This window comes from Acinetobacter sp. GW821-FHT01E09 (assembly GCF_059422385.1).
On sequence record NZ_JBWKWU010000001.1, the window covers coordinates 458909 to 474928 of the forward strand.

At 40.5% G+C, this 16020-nt stretch carries 10 protein-coding genes and 4 tRNA genes; 5 read left to right on the forward strand and 9 right to left on the reverse strand.

Translation table 11 applies throughout. The annotated features are described in order from the left end of the window. Window positions 1-107: 107 nt before the first annotated feature. Window positions 108-368 carry a PspC domain-containing protein gene (locus AC07U8_RS02165; RefSeq protein ID WP_004818733.1) on the reverse strand — a complete coding sequence of 87 codons (261 nt, stop codon included), beginning with the start codon at window positions 366-368 and terminating at the stop codon, window positions 108-110. Window positions 369-697: 329 nt separating this feature from the next. Here AC07U8_RS02165 and AC07U8_RS02170 point away from each other — a divergent pair, with 329 nt between their 5' ends. After that, window positions 698-1369: a hypothetical protein gene (locus tag AC07U8_RS02170; RefSeq protein WP_004818735.1), complete on the forward strand. Its 672-nt coding sequence runs from the start codon at window positions 698-700 to the stop codon at window positions 1367-1369. A gap of 206 nt (window positions 1370-1575) precedes the next feature. On the opposite strand, the gene AC07U8_RS02175 is transcribed toward AC07U8_RS02170, so the two are convergent. Beyond that, on the reverse strand, window positions 1576-1929 hold the full coding sequence (locus tag AC07U8_RS02175; RefSeq protein ID WP_494737234.1) for a TorF family putative porin: 354 nt from the start codon (window positions 1927-1929) through the stop codon (window positions 1576-1578). After that, window positions 1922-2347: a TorF family putative porin gene (locus tag AC07U8_RS02180; protein WP_494737235.1), complete on the reverse strand. Its 426-nt coding sequence runs from the start codon at window positions 2345-2347 to the stop codon at window positions 1922-1924. The genes AC07U8_RS02175 and AC07U8_RS02180 overlap by 8 nt, the downstream gene beginning before the upstream one ends. 611 nt (window positions 2348-2958) lie before the next feature. On the opposite strand from AC07U8_RS02180, the gene AC07U8_RS02185 reads away from it, so the two are divergent. After that, complete coding sequence (locus AC07U8_RS02185) at window positions 2959-5934, forward strand: cytosine permease (protein ID WP_494737236.1); 2976 nt, start codon at window positions 2959-2961, stop codon at window positions 5932-5934. Between the two features lie 403 nt (window positions 5935-6337). On the opposite strand, the gene AC07U8_RS02190 is transcribed toward AC07U8_RS02185, so the two are convergent. The 6 genes from AC07U8_RS02190 to AC07U8_RS02215 form a co-directional block, all read right to left on the reverse strand. Next, window positions 6338-6413: transfer RNA gene (locus AC07U8_RS02190), tRNA-Lys, on the reverse strand. A gap of 160 nt (window positions 6414-6573) precedes the next feature. Next, window positions 6574-6649, reverse strand: a tRNA-Lys gene (locus tag AC07U8_RS02195). A gap of 93 nt (window positions 6650-6742) precedes the next feature. Then, window positions 6743-6818, reverse strand: a tRNA-Lys gene (locus AC07U8_RS02200). A gap of 92 nt (window positions 6819-6910) precedes the next feature. Next, window positions 6911-6986: transfer RNA gene (locus tag AC07U8_RS02205), tRNA-Lys, on the reverse strand. 195 nt (window positions 6987-7181) lie between these two features. Further along, window positions 7182-9023, reverse strand: coding sequence for a long-chain-acyl-CoA synthetase (locus AC07U8_RS02210; RefSeq protein WP_494737237.1), 1842 nt, complete (start codon window positions 9021-9023; stop codon window positions 7182-7184). 207 nt (window positions 9024-9230) lie between these two features. After that, complete coding sequence (locus AC07U8_RS02215) at window positions 9231-12656, reverse strand: Rne/Rng family ribonuclease (protein ID WP_494737238.1); 3426 nt, start codon at window positions 12654-12656, stop codon at window positions 9231-9233. Between the two features lie 769 nt (window positions 12657-13425). Here AC07U8_RS02215 and AC07U8_RS02220 point away from each other — a divergent pair. The 3 genes from AC07U8_RS02220 to AC07U8_RS02230 all read left to right on the forward strand — a co-directional run bounded on the left by AC07U8_RS02220 (window position 13426) and on the right by AC07U8_RS02230 (window position 15977). Then, window positions 13426-14364: an RluA family pseudouridine synthase gene (locus AC07U8_RS02220; protein ID WP_494737239.1), complete on the forward strand. Its 939-nt coding sequence runs from the start codon at window positions 13426-13428 to the stop codon at window positions 14362-14364. A gap of 153 nt (window positions 14365-14517) precedes the next feature. After that, window positions 14518-15186: an HAD-IA family hydrolase gene (locus tag AC07U8_RS02225; RefSeq protein ID WP_494737240.1), complete on the forward strand. Its 669-nt coding sequence runs from the start codon at window positions 14518-14520 to the stop codon at window positions 15184-15186. 80 nt (window positions 15187-15266) lie between these two features. Next, window positions 15267-15977 carry a helix-turn-helix transcriptional regulator gene (locus tag AC07U8_RS02230; RefSeq protein ID WP_494737241.1) on the forward strand — a complete coding sequence of 237 codons (711 nt, stop codon included), beginning with the start codon at window positions 15267-15269 and terminating at the stop codon, window positions 15975-15977. The last annotated feature ends 43 nt before the right edge of the window (window positions 15978-16020 follow it).

The window sequence follows — 16020 nt, forward strand, 5'->3', positions numbered from 1 at the left end:
CCGTTTAAAAATGAAACTTTATAAAAATGATGCGGCATAAAAAAAGCTACAGCAGTTTGGGGGAACTGTTGTAGCTGAAAAGGGTCATATCTTTAAATCGAAGTCAATTAATGGGTTTTCTCTTCATAAATGGTTCGTACAGGGCGTTCATAGCTTTGCGGTTCATTTAGCTGCAAGTTTTGTTTTGGCATAATTAACCAAAGCACCAAATACACTAAAATACCTGGAAAAGCTGCGCTCAAACATGAAACAATCACGAAAATAATTCGTAGTAATGTGACATTCCAACCAAAACGTTCAGCAATACCGCCCATTACACCGGCGATCATATTGTGTCGGCTTGAACGATATAAACCAGAATTGGCCATTTAAATCTCCTTAAAGTTATTCATCATCATTCATGATTAAAAAATTAAAAATGAATTCATATAAGTAAATAGTGGCGTTTCTGTTTGATTCTTCAAGTGAATCACCAATTAAAATTGTTAAGACTGTGTAACAACGCCAGTTAAATCATTCAAAATAATGTAAAAAGTGTCCAATCCGATCTAGGTGGCGGTGGTGATAAATATGTTTTTTATACTTTTGTAAAAAATACAGCGTTAAGATTTCGAGAAACGGCACAACGCAATAAGATATAGATATACACATTGATTTTTGATGTGTCTGGCACGGTGCAATTGGGTTATTTGGATTTATGTATTTAACTTTTCATAAAGTAATTTTTTTTAGAATTTTAGGCATCAGTATTTGTACAGTACTGAGTGCTTGCGATTCCTCAAAATCAAATGATAAACAACAAGGTGCATCTGACACACAAAATTCATCCAGCGAACTTGCTTTGCAACAAACGCCACCACGTGCCAATGCAAGTGAAGGGAAAAAACTGACCGATCTCGCGGGTCAAGCCACCTTGCCTGCAATGGTAGAAATGAAAGGGCAAGACCAGCAAAGTGACGTGGTTTCCACAAAAGCTGAGGCATTTGTAGGACGTTATCATGTACAAATGAGTTGTGAAGATCCGTTTGCCAAGTGTGAAAAAGGCAGTGCAGAGTTTATTATTAACTTACTCCCAGACGGTACTGCACATCGTACCTTTGTGTATATGGGAAAAATGACCTATGAAAATAGTGATATAAAACCGAACCGTGGCTATCAAAAAAATACTTGGGCCTATGATGAAGTAAATCATGAAATTGTGATTAATCGAATTGAAGGTATTCAGTTCTATTACAACGTGGACGCACAAAATGACTTGGTGATGGATATTGATAAAATAGTCAATGGAACTGAAGAAAATCGACTTTATTTTAGTCAACACCATACCGCACCAACAAAAGCCTATGTGTTAAAGAAATTTGATAATTAAAAAATTAGTAGTTAAAAAATTGGTAGTTAGAAAAATTGATAATTAAACAATCTGGTGGGACTTTAGGGTGTAACCCACCAGAATGATGCATTTAAAATTTAAAGTTTTGAAATGAATGATCATCTCAGAAAAGCATTTTTTAAATTGAACAAATCTTAGAAAATCAGATAGCAGTTAAACATTGTGTATCGTCTAAAAATGCAATGTTAAAACGCTTTGGTTAAACTAAAAATTGCACCGTTTGCGACTGTACGTTTTTCACTTTTAGAGAGCTGATCGGTATTCAAATTGGTACCGACTGCAGATAACTCCGCAGTTAAGCCTTCAAGTGTTTTAAATTGATAATTCACCCCAAGCTTCCAATCGACGTAATTGTCGGCATTAAGATCAATCAATGCACCTTTATCTTGGATGATGGAATAACCAATACTTGAAGTCAGACCAAAACCTGTTTCAGCCAATGGTACTGAATAGCCTAAGGTGAAGTTCCATGCATTACCTGCAAATCCAATATAGTCATCACTATAATTAATATTGGTGAGGAGGCTATCTTTACCCAAAAAATACGTTATCAAAGGTTAAACGTGCAGAAAACTCATGCCATGCCCAATCAGACCAACCTGGGTAGCTAAATCGGTTATAGCTTAAATCTAGTGTTGGCTTAACTTTTTCAGACCAATTTAATGCCGTGTTATAGCCAATATATGAGGTAAATTCAAAATGTGGTGATGTTGAACCACCAAAGTCCGTATTGGCAGCAAAGATTCCGCCGTATAAACCAGAATTATGTGACAGTACAAAGGTCCCTTGTACCGCAGGATCATTACGAGATTGGGATAGACCACGGAAACGGTAGTCCGTTGTCAGTGCAGCAGAACCGCTTAAGCTAAGACCTGATGAATGTCCTGTTCCTGTGGCCACAGCAGAATGAGTCGCTATTGTTGTGAGCATTACCGATAAAATTACTGGTTTAATCATATTGATTTCCTTTTCGTAAAAATTTGGATTATTCCAAAATCCTTTTTTATGTCGATCAACGACGCATTTTTGTTTTTGTTATCTTATGTAGTGATGTTATAAAGAGATAATAGAATATTCAGAACACATGCCTCAAAAAATCTGAATCGCTTGGGTATAACGATGACTTTTATCCAATGGAGTTAAATTTTTTTAATGATTATTTATGTAATTATTTTTTAATAAAAAATTCTTTTGAACGATAAATTACTTTTTTTAACCCTAGATCAATGATCTGCTTTTCATCCATCGTTTTTATTCAATTCAAGTGGTACTCAAGCTGATGTATAGGTCGATATTGAATATCGAACAAACTAGAGGCCTGAGATAATTTTTTCCTTAATTTGTTCGTGATTATTCTGGCCTCTATATTTTCAACATATTAGATGGTCTTTATTTGAAATTTTAAGGTGATTTCGCAAATGATTTTGATCTCTTTGCGATGGAGTAACTACGCTATTCAGTCCTTTTTAGCCTTACTTTAAAAAAACTAAAGGCTTGATACTGAATATAAAAATTTAAGCCGATCCTAACATTGGTTATAACTTTTTTATTTATGGAATGGATTCCTTATGTCTATCACAACTATGGAAAGTAGTACGATTCAGGCAATTCCTGAAAATCAACGTCACGGTAACGCACGCGATCTATTTACGATCTGGTTTGGCTCAAACATTATGTTGTTGACTATGTTTACGGGCTCATTGGCAGTTACAGTTTTTAATCTGAGTTTCTTTTCTGCCTTAATGGCATTGGTTTTAGGCAATCTTGTTGGTGCGATTTTTGTCGCACTGCATTCTGCGCAAGGTCCACAACTTGCAGTGCCGCAAATGATTCAGACACGCGGGCAATTTGGTTTCTATGGGGCTTTGCTTGTTGTTGGCGTTGTGGTGATTATGTATTTGGGCTTTTATGCATCCAATCTGGTGGTTGGTGGCGAAGCACTACATACAATTTATCAGCCGATTTCCAAGGTACAAGGCATTACGATTATTGCGATTGGGAGTCTGATTGCAGTTATTTTTGGTTATAAACTCATTCATAAATACACCCAAATCCTTGCGGTACTTTCAGGTTTAATGCTGCTTGCTGCTTTTATTCGTGTATTTAGTTCGCAATACTTCCCCCAAGATTTCTTTCAGCTGGGAACGTTTTCAAGCATTGGCTTTATGGGAACCTTATCCATTGCTGCATTATGGCAGTTGGCTTATGCCCCGTATGTATCAGATTATTCACGCTATTTACCTAAAGCGACTGGGGCAAAAACTGCATTTTGGGCAAGCTATTGGGGCTGTTCACTCGGCTCACTGATTTCAATGATTTTGGGCTTAACCGTTGCTCGTGCCTATAGTGGTGACTTTATTCAAGGCTTAATTCATTTAACTGGTTCAGGTCTATTCAGTACCGCTTTGATTATCGTCTTTTCTCTCGGGATTGCTGCCACAAACTCGATGAATTTGTACTGTGGTACTTTATCGAGCATCACTATTCTACAAACGATTTTTCACCGGTGGTCACCGCGAGTACTTGCCAGAACCATAGTGGCATTAAGCTTATTTAGTGTGGCGATGTTCTTATCTGTTTCAAGTTCGGAAAGCTTTGTCGAGAGTTATGTCAATTTTATTCTCTTGCTCATGTGTGTACTGATTCCATGGACAGCCATCAACCTCATCGATTATTACTTTATCCATCATACTGAATATGATGTGCCATCTTTCTTTAAACCTGATGGTGGGATTTATGGTTACTTCAATTGGCCTGCATTAATCTGTTATGTGATTGGGATTTTGATTCAGATTCCATTTTTATCTACGCCGCTGTATGTTGGTCCGCTTGCCAAATTACTGGGCGAGGTGGATATCTCATGGGCAGTTGGTTTACTGGTGGTTAGCCCATTGTATTATGTTGTGGCGATGTTATATAAACGCACATTACCTGAAATAGACAATCAACAATTACAGCAACATAGCTATGATTATGTCATTGTTGGCGCGGGTTCGGCGGGGAGTGTGATTGCCAATCGACTAAGTGAAGACCCAAATACCCGTGTCTGTTTGATTGAAGCAGGCGCTGCTGATAATTCGCCACGCATTCAGATTCCAGCAGGAACGATCACGTTATATAAGAGTAAAAAATACAGCTGGAATTTCTTTTCTACCCCACAGAAACGTTTGAATAATCGTCAAATCCATGCCCCACGTGGCAAAATGGTCGGTGGTTCAAGTTCAATGAACAGTATGATTTATATTCGCGGAAATGCCTCTGATTATGACAATTGGGAGGCGAAAGGTTGTGTTGGATGGGGCTGGAAAGAGGTTTTACCCTTCTTTAAACGCTCTGAAAAAAATGTCATTCAGCAAGACTTAGCTTTTCATGGTGTTGATGGCGAGTTGTTTGTTGATCATCCGAAAGATCCTAACCCATTATCTAAACTCTTTATCCAAGCTGCTACTTTGCTCAATCTAAAAGAGAATCAAGATTTTAATGGTGCATCAAGCGAAGGTGTGGGGATATATGATGTGACTCAACGTGATGGTCAGCGTCTATCCAGCTTTAAAGCATTCGTTCAGCCAATATTGACACGTTCAAACCTTACAGTGGTGACTGAATGCGAGGTTGAGCGTATTCATCATAGTGAGGGGCAAGTACACTCGATTCATGTGCAACGACAAGGACAAAATTTTGATATCAGGATCAATAAAGAGTTAATCCTCTCAGCTGGTGCTTTTGTTTCGCCATTATTATTGATGAAATCTGGTATTGGTCCGAAATCCGAGTTGGAACAGGCGGGAATAGAATGTAAAGTTGATTTACCTGGGGTAGGTAAAAACTTGCAAGAGCATATTGATGGCTTGGTAACCGTCAGAACAAATAGTTCAAAAACACTGGGTTTTTCTGTTGGAGCTTTAGCATCTATATTGCCCGCACCATTCCAGTATGCGCTCAAAAGAAAAGGCTGGTTGACCACCAACTATGTAGAAGCAGGGGGCTTTGCAAAAACACCACTGGCAACAGATTTACCAGATGTGCAATTCCACTTTGTTCCGGGGTATCGTAGTCATCGTGGTCGTCTGTTTGAATGGGGACATGGCTATGCAATCCACACCTGTGTTTTAAGACCAAAGAGCATTGGTGAAATACGTATTAATGCTCAAAAGCAGATCGAGATTGATTATAACTTCCTTGAAAAAGAACAAGATATGCAAGTGCTGATCGAAGGAATTAAACTGGCACAGCGTATTTTAAAACAAGATGTATTTAAAGCGTTCAATGGTCAAGAAATCTTACCCGGACCTGATGTTAAAACCGATGCAGATTATCAAGCTTATGTTCGTGAATATGCTGCAACCGTATTTCATCCTGTGGGGACATGTAAGATGGGGATTGATGCAATGAGCGTAGTCGATCCAAAGCTTAAAGTCGTCGGTTTTAATAATTTGCGCATCGCTGATGCATCAATTATGCCTGATCTTGTGTCAGGCAATACCAATGCACCATGTATTATGATTGGTGAACGTGCTGCAGATTTTATCCTTCAACAGCAATAAGCCACTGGTTAAATTTCTGTGGATTGTTTTAATCGAGTGGTCATACGCATAATTAAACCGTGCTCAAACTTGGTTATTGGGCGCGGTTTTTTGTTGTTTGGGAGGGGGAATCTATGACTCGTCAAGCAGGGGAGTATTATCTTGCTAGCGATGATTTGATATTTGCTCGTTCAATAAGAAGAAGAAAAGCTTTTTTAGCTATTCGGTTTGGTCGTGTCATCTGATTGTGATTGTTGGCTTGGTTGTTTTAAGCTAAAACCGTTGACTAAGATCTCAGTCGATATTTGAGTATTGATGCTTCGTCATCATTGAAGGATAAAACAATCCGTTTGATTAGAATGTGCAGCTATCAGAAAAATAATTCAACTGAACTTATTTAAAGGGGGGAAATGACTTAAAAATCTGGTGGGTTGTGTGGGGTTCGAACCCACGACCAATAGATTAAGAGTCTACTGCTCTACCAACTGAGCTAACAACCCTGAACTTGTTTAAAACATGATTAAACCAGAACAAAAGATGAAGCAAAATTTTGAGAATGGCGAAGCATCTAATAAAGATGTTTGGTCTTGGTCGGAACGTTTGCAGGTTTCGTTTCTATTGTAGTACTTTAACTGTACAGAAAGAAGCCCTAAGAAAGAATGGTGGGTCGTCCGCGATTCGAACGCGGGACCAACGGATTAAAAGTCCGCTGCTCTACCAGCTGAGCTAACGACCCTGAGCGAGATGTGTAAAGCGCGTTGCTTTACCCGATATCAGTGAAAATCGAGAATTTTCTATCGGTATCTATTTACAGGTTGAAACATGAAGATGGTGGGTCGTCCGCGATTCGAACGCGGGACCAACGGATTAAAAGTCCGCTGCTCTACCAGCTGAGCTAACGACCCTGAGCAAGGATGTGTAAAGCGCTGCTTTACTCGATATTTGTGAAAATTGAGAATTTTCTATCGCTATCCATTTACAGGTCAAAACAATTAAGTGGTGGGTCGTCCGCGATTCGAACGCGGGACCAACGGATTAAAAGTCCGCTGCTCTACCAGCTGAGCTAACGACCCTGAACCTTCATCCAAGCTAGGCTTGAATGTGTAGTGCAAGAAAACTAAAAAGTTTTTAAACACCACTTTGTTTTGATGGAGCGTATTTTAGCAAGATATTGATAGAGCGCAAGTAAAAATTAAGAAAGTTTGCAACGTTCGGTTATAAATAACACAAAATGGACTAAAAAAGCCCTGAAATCAGGGCTTTTAGCTTTAGAAGCGGTATTTATAAGCTTCAATATTGGCAAAAACTTCCGCAGTGACATCACAATAGGCATTGGCACTTGGCAGTAAAACCAATAAACGATCAGAGGTTTTTTCAGGATTAAAGGCTTGTTCCTTTAATTTATTTTTCTGATATTTAAATGTACCCGTCGTTTCTACAATTTGTTGGATACGTAAAAATACCGGAACAGCATAGGCTGGCAAGTTCTTTTTAAACTCGGCTGCAAGCTGGCTTAGATCTTGTTCAGTCAGTTCTTCCCCATCATGTAAAGTAATGGCAGCCATACCTGCTCGACCATTGGTATTTGGAATTTCAACGCCGTAAACCACAGCTTCTGTGATTTTAGGGTATTCACTACAAATATTTTCAACTTCGGTGGTTGAAACATTTTCACCTTTCCAGCGGAAAGTATCGCCAAGGCGATCGACAAATTGCGCGTGTCGGAAACCAATATCACGAACCAAGTCACCAGTAATAAAGTAAGAATCGCCCTTTTTAAAGACATCTTTCATGATCACTGACTTGTTCTTTTCCGGGTCTGTATAGCCATCAAAAGGGGAGCGCTTGGTGATTTTACCAATCAATAAGCCCACTTCACCTTTTTTGACCTTTTGACATGCACCATGACTGTCACGGATTGCTTCATTTTTTTCTTTATCGAACTGGACGATGGCATAAGGTGTAGGTGAGAAGCCAACAGTATTGTTAAAATTAAAAACATTACTGAAACCTACATTTCCTTCACTCGAGGCGTAAAGTTCTAAAATTTCTTCGATACCAAAGCGTTCTTTAAACTTGCCCCAAATATTTGGGCGCATACCATTACCGATCATTTTGGTGACACGGTGCGTATGATCAAGTTCTGAAGCAGGTGCATCCATAAGGTAGCGGCAAAGTTCACCGACATAACCAATGGCTGATGCATTAAACTTTTTGACATCAGACCAGAATGCAGAGGTAGAGAATTTACGACGGATTGCCAAGGCTGAACCACCTGCAATAGCACCACACCAGCACACCACCATACCTGTTGCATGGTAAAGCGGTAAAGTGCAGTACATCACATCATCTTCACCTAAGTTTAAGACATGACCATATGTTCCATATGCCAAGGTCCAACGACTGTTGGTAAAGACCACAGCTTTAGGTAAACCGGTTGTGCCAGAGGTATAGATATAAAACAAGCCATCTTTCCCTTTGACACTTTGTGTGGTCGAAGGATTGAATTTTGGAAATTGTTGAATTTTTTCAGCAAGATTGATAAAGCCTTGAGGTGCTGTACCCGGGTCTTGCGTTGTATTTTGATCTGCAAACCAATGGATGCGGTCTTGAGCAATGTTTAAGTCTTGACGAATCTCATCTACCGCAGCACGGCATTCTTCACCGACGATTACCGCAACAGGATTGACCAAATTGATACTATGCGTCAGGACTTTACCTGTCTGTGAGGTATTGACTAAAGCTGTTGTTACGCCAATTTTTGCCAGTGCAATCACGGTCGCAATCAACTCAGGACGATTTTCGATCATCACGGTGATCGCATCGCCTTTTTTTATGCCAATAGAAAGATAAAAGTGTGTAATTTGATTGGCCCAGTTATTCAGTTCTTTATAACTATAGCGTTGATCTTCAAATAATAACGCATCACCATAAGGATTGCGTTTTACAGCACGTTCAAAAGCAAGACCTAGCCCAGCAGGCGTATTGGGTGTTCTGATATAAGCTTGTTTAAGTCCAGTCAGGATATTGGGAAGCTTATTGATGAGCTGTGGTAAGCGCTCTGCGACATCAGTAAATCCGATGAGATCGGCCTGTGTTGTTTGACTCATATCAATCCTATTTATTTTTCGTAATCCAATACAATTTTTAGAGTGTCATTGACTCACATTACATTTGTCTTTTTAATCGTATAAGACTAGTGCAATCAACCTAATCTGACAAATGTCCTGATAATCTCTTCAAAATAGCAAAAAAACCTAGCCATCGAAATGACTAGGTTCTCTTTAATCGCTACATTTTAAGCAAATTTTTAAAAATTACTCATCCGCTGGCGGTGTTGCTTTTTTTGGCGGGCGGCCACGAGGGCGACGAGGGCGGGCAGGTTTTTCATCTGTTGCCACATTGTCTGCCTTTTGTGCATCTTCATCTACGCCAGCTTCAGCAGTCGTATCTAAAGCAAGCGATTGTTGTGGCTTTTTCGCCTTTTCAGTTGCAACAACTGCTTTTTCAACTGGCTTAGCAGGGGCTGCTTTAACCACTTGAGCTTCCGCAGGCGCTGTTTCAACTGTCGTTTCTACAGGCGTTTCAGCTTGCACTTCTTCTGCTTGAGTAACCACAGGTGCTGCTTCAACTGGACTTGCTTGGGTCTCAGTTTTCACTTCTTCTGGTTGTTGCTCAAGTTCAGCTTGATGCTCTTGCTTTGCTTGTACAGCCGCTTGTTTTGCTAAACGACGACGTTCACGAGGATCATTCGCTACACGGCGATCATTCTCAGGCTTCGGTGGCGTTAAGTCTAAAACATCAGCAGGTTGTGCTTCTGGTGCTGCTTTAGAGATAGCTACATCGCGTGTTACAGGCTGCTTGCTTTGTACATCGGTCTTTTCTATCACAGTTAAGGTCGCTGAATATTCTTCAGTAAACTTAACCAAAGCACGATTGAATGTTGGAATTAATCCAAACTGTTCAATCAATACTGCACAGTCATCACCATAGACATGACGAATCAAAGTTCCCACTGTGTACTGATTTAATGTCGGTACCTGAGATGGTGTGATTTTAGGTGTTGCCGCTTTTGCTTGAGCAGCATCACGTTGTTGACGGCGTTTTTGGCGCGGGTCATTGCTGGCACGTTGCACAGGCTGTTCTGCTTGAACCTCTGCTGCTGCAGGTGCTTTTGCTTCAGTCGTTACAGCCTGACTTTCTACAGCTGGTGCAGTAGCTGGTTGAGCATCTACAGTGCGAGGTGCTTTAGCAACAGTTTCAGCTTTTTCATTGCGATCATGACGCTTCGGCTTGTTGCTTGCTGGCGCAGCAACTTGTTGCGGGTTTAATGCGACAATTTCACTTTGAGCTTGATCAAGGTTAACCACTAAAGCTGTTTCAAGTGCTGCATGCTTCGGGGTGTCAATGAGTTCAACCTTAGGTTGTTTCTCTTGAGGTTGATTATGCTCTACAGGCGCATTGTTGTTTGGCGCTTGTTGTTGCTCATCATTAAACACGCTGCTATCGCGATGACGATTTGGGCGGTTTGGACGTTGCTGATGGTTACGATCACGACGTGGAACAGCTTGTTCAGCATGGTTCGTGTCAGCATTTTGATCATGCTGTTGACGTGGCTGCTTTTGCTGACGACGTTGATCACGTTGTTCCTGACGCTGTTCTTGGCGTTGCTCTTGACGAGGCACCTGAACCACTTCTTCAATCACCTGATGTTGATCAGTGTTTTGTTCACGTGACTCTTTGTGCTTGTTGCGATTTTTATTTTTATTGTTGTTGTTACGCGGAGCTCGTTCTTCTTTCTCGCCCTGTTTTTCATATTCACGCGGTTCTTGTTTTTGAACAGGTGCATGTGAAAGATAAGCATTGGTTTCAGCAACAACTTGAGCTTCAATTGCAGCTGGCGCGCTATTGCTATTCACTTGGCCAAATTGACCACGGCTTACAGCACCACCGTTAATCATTTGTTCAATGGCCGCAGCTGCATTGTTTGCAGTACGTGATTGGTCAACAGTTGCTGCTTGTTTTTGTACAAACAGATTTTCTAACCAAGCACATGGGCTAGAAGCTGGTTGAGCAACTTGTGCTTGAACCGCTTGCTGAGCTTTTTGAGCTTGAGCAGGTTGTTGTTGCTTTCTGTTTTGCTTATTGTTTTGTGCTTGAGCTGGCGCAGCATTGTGTTGCGTTTGCTCTTCTTCTAAATGCCACTCAGATGACTCATAGCCCAATTCTTTTTCGCTTGAACGGGTAGCTTCAGTACGTTCATAGCTAGTTGGCGCAAAACCTTCTGGGTTATATGAGATTTCGTAATGTGGTGTTTCTAAATGTGGATGTGGCAGTACAGTAACACGCACATTTGACGTTTGTTCTAAGTAAACCAAACTGTGACGCTTTTCATTCAATAAGAATGCTGCAATTTCAACAGGCACTTCAACTTGAACTTCACCTTGACGTTCACGTAATGCAATCTCTTCAACTTTACGCATAATTGAAAGAGAAAGAGAACGTAGATCACGTACCATACCTGTGCCATGACAGCGAGGGCATACATAACCTGTAGCTTCTTCAAGAGATGGGCGTAAGCGTTGACGGCTCATTTCCATTAAACCAAAACGTGACAATTGACCAAACTGGATACGGGCACGATCACTTTGCGTCGCTTCACGAAGTTTAGCTTCAACCATACGTTGGTTGCGTTCTTTGGTCATATCAATAAAGTCGATCACCACCAAACCACCAATATCACGTAAACGTAATTGGCGAGCAATTTCTTCAGCTGCTTCTAAGTTGGTGCTAAGCGCAGTTTCTTCTACATCATGTCCGCGCGTTGACTTCGCTGAGTTGATGTCGATTGAAACCAGCGCTTCAGTTTGGTCGATTACAATTGAACCGCCTGAAGGAAGTTTAACTTCACGTTCATAAGCTGTTTGAATTTGACTTTCAATACCAAAATGCGCGAATAACGGCTCATTTAACGTATAGGTTTTTAGCTTATCCAATTGATTTGGCATTACCGCTTTAACAAAGTTATAGGCTTCGTTATAGGCTTGCTCTGAGTCAATTAAAATTTCTGCAACATCATCACGTAAATAGTCACGGATAGCACGCGTCACCACACCAGCTTCTTGATGAACAAGCATTGGTGATGGACCAGAGTTTGCTGTACCTTGGATTTGTGCCCATAGGTCTAACAAATGTTGAAGATCAAGTTGCAGTTCTTCTTGTGAACGGCCAATCCCTGCTGTACGAACGATTACGCTCATACCACGAGGGGTATTTAATGACGCCAACATTTCTTTGAGTTCTTCACGAACTGAACCTGAAATTTGACGGCTAATACCACCACCTTTTGGGTTGTTCGGCATCAAGACTAAATAGCGACCAGCAAGGGAAATATAAGTTGAAAGTGCAGCGCCTTTGTTGCCACGCTCTTCTTTTTCAACTTGAACCAAAAGTTCAGTGCCTTCAGTGATGAGTTCACGAATATTTGATGTTTGGCGAGGGTCTGCCTTGTAGTAAGTATTGGCAATTTCGCGCATCGACAAGAAACCTTGACGACCCGCACCATACTCTACAAATACAGCTTCTAAAGAAGGCTCTACGCGAGTGACATGGCCTTTATAGATATTGGCTTTCTTTTGTTCACGTGTACGGTTTTCTAAATCGAAATCGTAAAGACGGTGACCAGTGATGAGTGCAACGCGAACTTCTTCAGCATGTGTTGCATTAATCAACATACGTTTCATGGGTGTAACACCTAATAGTGATTCACACCAACAACTCGCTATCTTTTTTAAGTGAAGCGAACATCTAAAATATTGGATCAATGCTCAAATCACGGATACATCCAATATGATCTGAGTAATTTACCCACTTGTTTTGAGCAAGGTTGGGTTTGATGCCTGTATTGATGCTGCAATACTTCTTTAATCTTTGCACGATTAAAGTTTTGAGCTCTTCACTGGCACTTAAGTGGTGCATTGGATGACTGATTTGATTCGTCTTTCACTATCACATTGCTCGAAGAGCATCTCAACTTTTGTGAGAGCGTCTTGATACGGAATTATCATCGTACCTTTACAAATTGTGCAGTTCCAATGCCTCAAACACTTATGTCCTGAATAACACTCTACAGCGACTTGCCTGATGTGTATCAGTTTATGTTTAAAAACCAACGTCTGGGTTGGCGACATATATTTTTAAACAAACTGATTTCTGTACTTTAAGTACAATTAAACGCAACAGTTTGTCTTTTTGCCGATATAATAAAGCCTTCGGCGTCGGCATATTCTTTTGGGACCTTTCCGCATCTGTCGTGAATTTTATCGTTTGTGTCACGCTTTCATTTTTAAAAAAGGGTGGCACTAAATTTCACTTACGGTGGTATCCGTGCGCTGACTATAGCAAACCTTGAATCATCTGCCTATGGGCTATATGCTTATTTTGTATGAAAAGCATAGTCTAAATGATCAGTTTTTAATCAAATTTTAGTTTTTTATTGGATCACCTAACTGTATGAATTCTACGCAACAATGGCAAAATGTAACTTGGTTTGAAGTAGACGAGCATCAAGAAGGCCAGCGCATCGATAATTTCTTATTTACTCGCCTGAAAGGTGTGCCGAAAAGTCGTATTTATCGTTTAATTCGTGAAGGTCAAGTGCGCGTCAATAAAAAGCGTATAAAAGCAGAAACTAAGCTAGCGATTGGCGATCAAATCCGTGTTGCACCTATTCGCTTTGAGCAAAAAGACGAAACTGATGCACCTGTATCCGATAAGGTTGCACAAAGCTTACTCAGCCGTGTGGTGTATGAGGACGAAGGTTTATTGGTGGTCAACAAGCCGTCTGGAATTGCCGTACATGGTGGAAGCGGTGTGGCATATGGCTTAATTGAAGGTTTACGCGCGGCAACAGGTAAAAAATATTTGGAATTGATTCATCGTATTGACCGCGATACTTCGGGTCTAGTGATGGTGAGTAAAAAACGCAGCACATTGAAGACGCTACAAGATATGTTGCGTGAGCATAAAATTAAAAAAACCTATGCTGCGATTGTTAAAGGTCAAGTGAGTTTAGATCAACAGTTGATTAATCAACCTTTATTGCGCTATGAACTGTCCAATGGTGAACGTCGTGTACGTGTCTCAGAAGAAGGTAAAGAATCTAAGACACAATGGAAAGTTGCCGAGCGCTTTATGCATGCGACACTGGTCTATGCTTCTCCACTGTCAGGCCGTACCCATCAAATTCGTGTGCATGGTTTAAGTATTGGTCATCCTTTAGTGGGTGACGATAAGTATGGTCATGAAACAGAGTATCGTGGACCAAAAGCTCGTCGATTGAGCCTACATGCAATGCGCCTTGAAATTCCTGGTTATCCTGTGATCGAAGCGCCTTTACCTGAAGATATGCAAAGCTTGGTTGCGCAGTTAAGAGCACAAAAGAAAGATTGATTCGATCTCGCTGCTCACTTTATCTTTTACACACAGGGAACTTGTTTTATGAAAAGTTCCCTTTGTGTTTAAAAATGCGTTAGCTTGTCATGTAAAGGGCATAAGATCTAAACATTAGTCATGCGTAAATTGAGCAAATATTGGAAATAATTCATGCAAAAACCTGTAGAACTTATCATTTTTGATTGGGATGGCACTTTATTTGATTCAGTTGGGCAAATTGTGGCGAGTTTATTGGTTGCTGCAAAAACCTTTGACCAACCGTTAACAGCTGATGCTGCGAAAAGTATTATTGGTTTGGGTTTACCTGAAGTTGCTCAAGTGTTATTTCCACAAGTTCCCGAGTTACACACTGAAATTTTGAAATGCTATGGCGATCATTATGTTGAGCATTCCAAAGATGATTTGTGGTTCGCTGGTGTCTCTGAAATGTTGCATGATTTAAAAAATCACAATATCAAATTGGCAGTCGCAACAGGGAAAAGCCGTCGTGGTTTAGATCGTGTTTTGGCTCAAACCCAGAGTCAGGATTTATTTGAGATCACCCGTGCAGCGAGCGAAACCAAATCCAAGCCAGATCCATTGATGTTGGCTGAAATTTTAGATTACACTGGAATTTCGGCGGAGCAAGCCATTATGGTGGGCGATACATCTTATGACTTAGAAATGGCACAGAACATTGCCATGCCACGTGTTGGGGTGAGTTATGGGGTGCATGCGATTGATGTATTACAGCGTTTTAATCCGCTGACGATCGCGGATAACGTCGATCATTTACATCAGTTTTTAACTCAACAGCTTGAGGCTAGTGAAGTTGCTTAGATGCTGTTTTTACGCTGTTTGCAGATTGCCCTCAGCGTAAACTTAGATAAAACCAAAGAGATATAATAAGAAAATTGACCATGAGCCGTTCTATTCGATTACTCACTTTATTACAACTTTTACGTGAACAGCGTTATCCCATTACCGCGCAATGCTTAGCAGAACATTTGGAGATTAGTGTCCGAAGTGTTTATCGGGATATTGAAAGTTTACGTGACCAAGGTGTCAATATTGAGGGCAGTGCGGGCTTAGGATTTCAGCTGAAAGAAAACTTTTTACTGCCTCCGATGAGTTTGGATGAAACGGAAGTCGAAGCGGTGTTCTTGGCATTGCATTGGTTAAGGTCAGTGCCAGATCCAGCATTGAAAAATGCTGCACATTCAGTTTTGGCCAAACTCAATGCGGTATTGCCCAAGAATAAACAAGAACTGATTGATGAAACCATGCTTCGGTCTATCAACCATTGGCTTGTGGTTGACGAAAAAATTGTAGAACAAGTACGTCTGGCAATTCGTTATCAGGTCAAGATTGAAGTGCATTATTTCGATGAGAAAAATAATATCTCTAGCCGGATGCTTTGGCCTTTTGTATTAGGATATTTCAATGACAAAATGTTGTTGGCTGCATGGTGTGAATTACGTGAAGATTTTCGAAATTTTCGTTTAGATCGGATTCAAAAATTAAATGTGACTGAAACCATTTACCCAGAGTTTAAGCGCCATCTTTTTCAGGCATGGTGGCAAAAAGAGCTACAAAAAAAATCAATGATGAAAGCTCCTGACAAAAACTGACACAGCCGCCCTTTATATTCAATACACCACTATAAAGGAATGG

Coding starts and splice junctions, on each gene's coding strand:
- AC07U8_RS02185 (WP_494737236.1), top strand. CDS start 2,959: ATGTCTATCACAACTATGGAAAGTAGTACGATTCAGGCAATTCCTGAA.
- AC07U8_RS02220 (WP_494737239.1), top strand. CDS start 13,426: ATGAATTCTACGCAACAATGGCAAAATGTAACTTGGTTTGAAGTAGAC.
- AC07U8_RS02180 (WP_494737235.1), bottom strand. CDS start 2,347: ATGATTAAACCAGTAATTTTATCGGTAATGCTCACAACAATAGCGACT.
- AC07U8_RS02165 (WP_004818733.1), bottom strand. CDS start 368: ATGGCCAATTCTGGTTTATATCGTTCAAGCCGACACAATATGATCGCC.
- AC07U8_RS02170 (WP_004818735.1), top strand. CDS start 698: ATGTATTTAACTTTTCATAAAGTAATTTTTTTTAGAATTTTAGGCATC.
- AC07U8_RS02210 (WP_494737237.1), bottom strand. CDS start 9,023: ATGAGTCAAACAACACAGGCCGATCTCATCGGATTTACTGATGTCGCA.
- AC07U8_RS02230 (WP_494737241.1), top strand. CDS start 15,267: ATGAGCCGTTCTATTCGATTACTCACTTTATTACAACTTTTACGTGAA.
- AC07U8_RS02225 (WP_494737240.1), top strand. CDS start 14,518: ATGCAAAAACCTGTAGAACTTATCATTTTTGATTGGGATGGCACTTTA.
- AC07U8_RS02215 (WP_494737238.1), bottom strand. CDS start 12,656: ATGAAACGTATGTTGATTAATGCAACACATGCTGAAGAAGTTCGCGTT.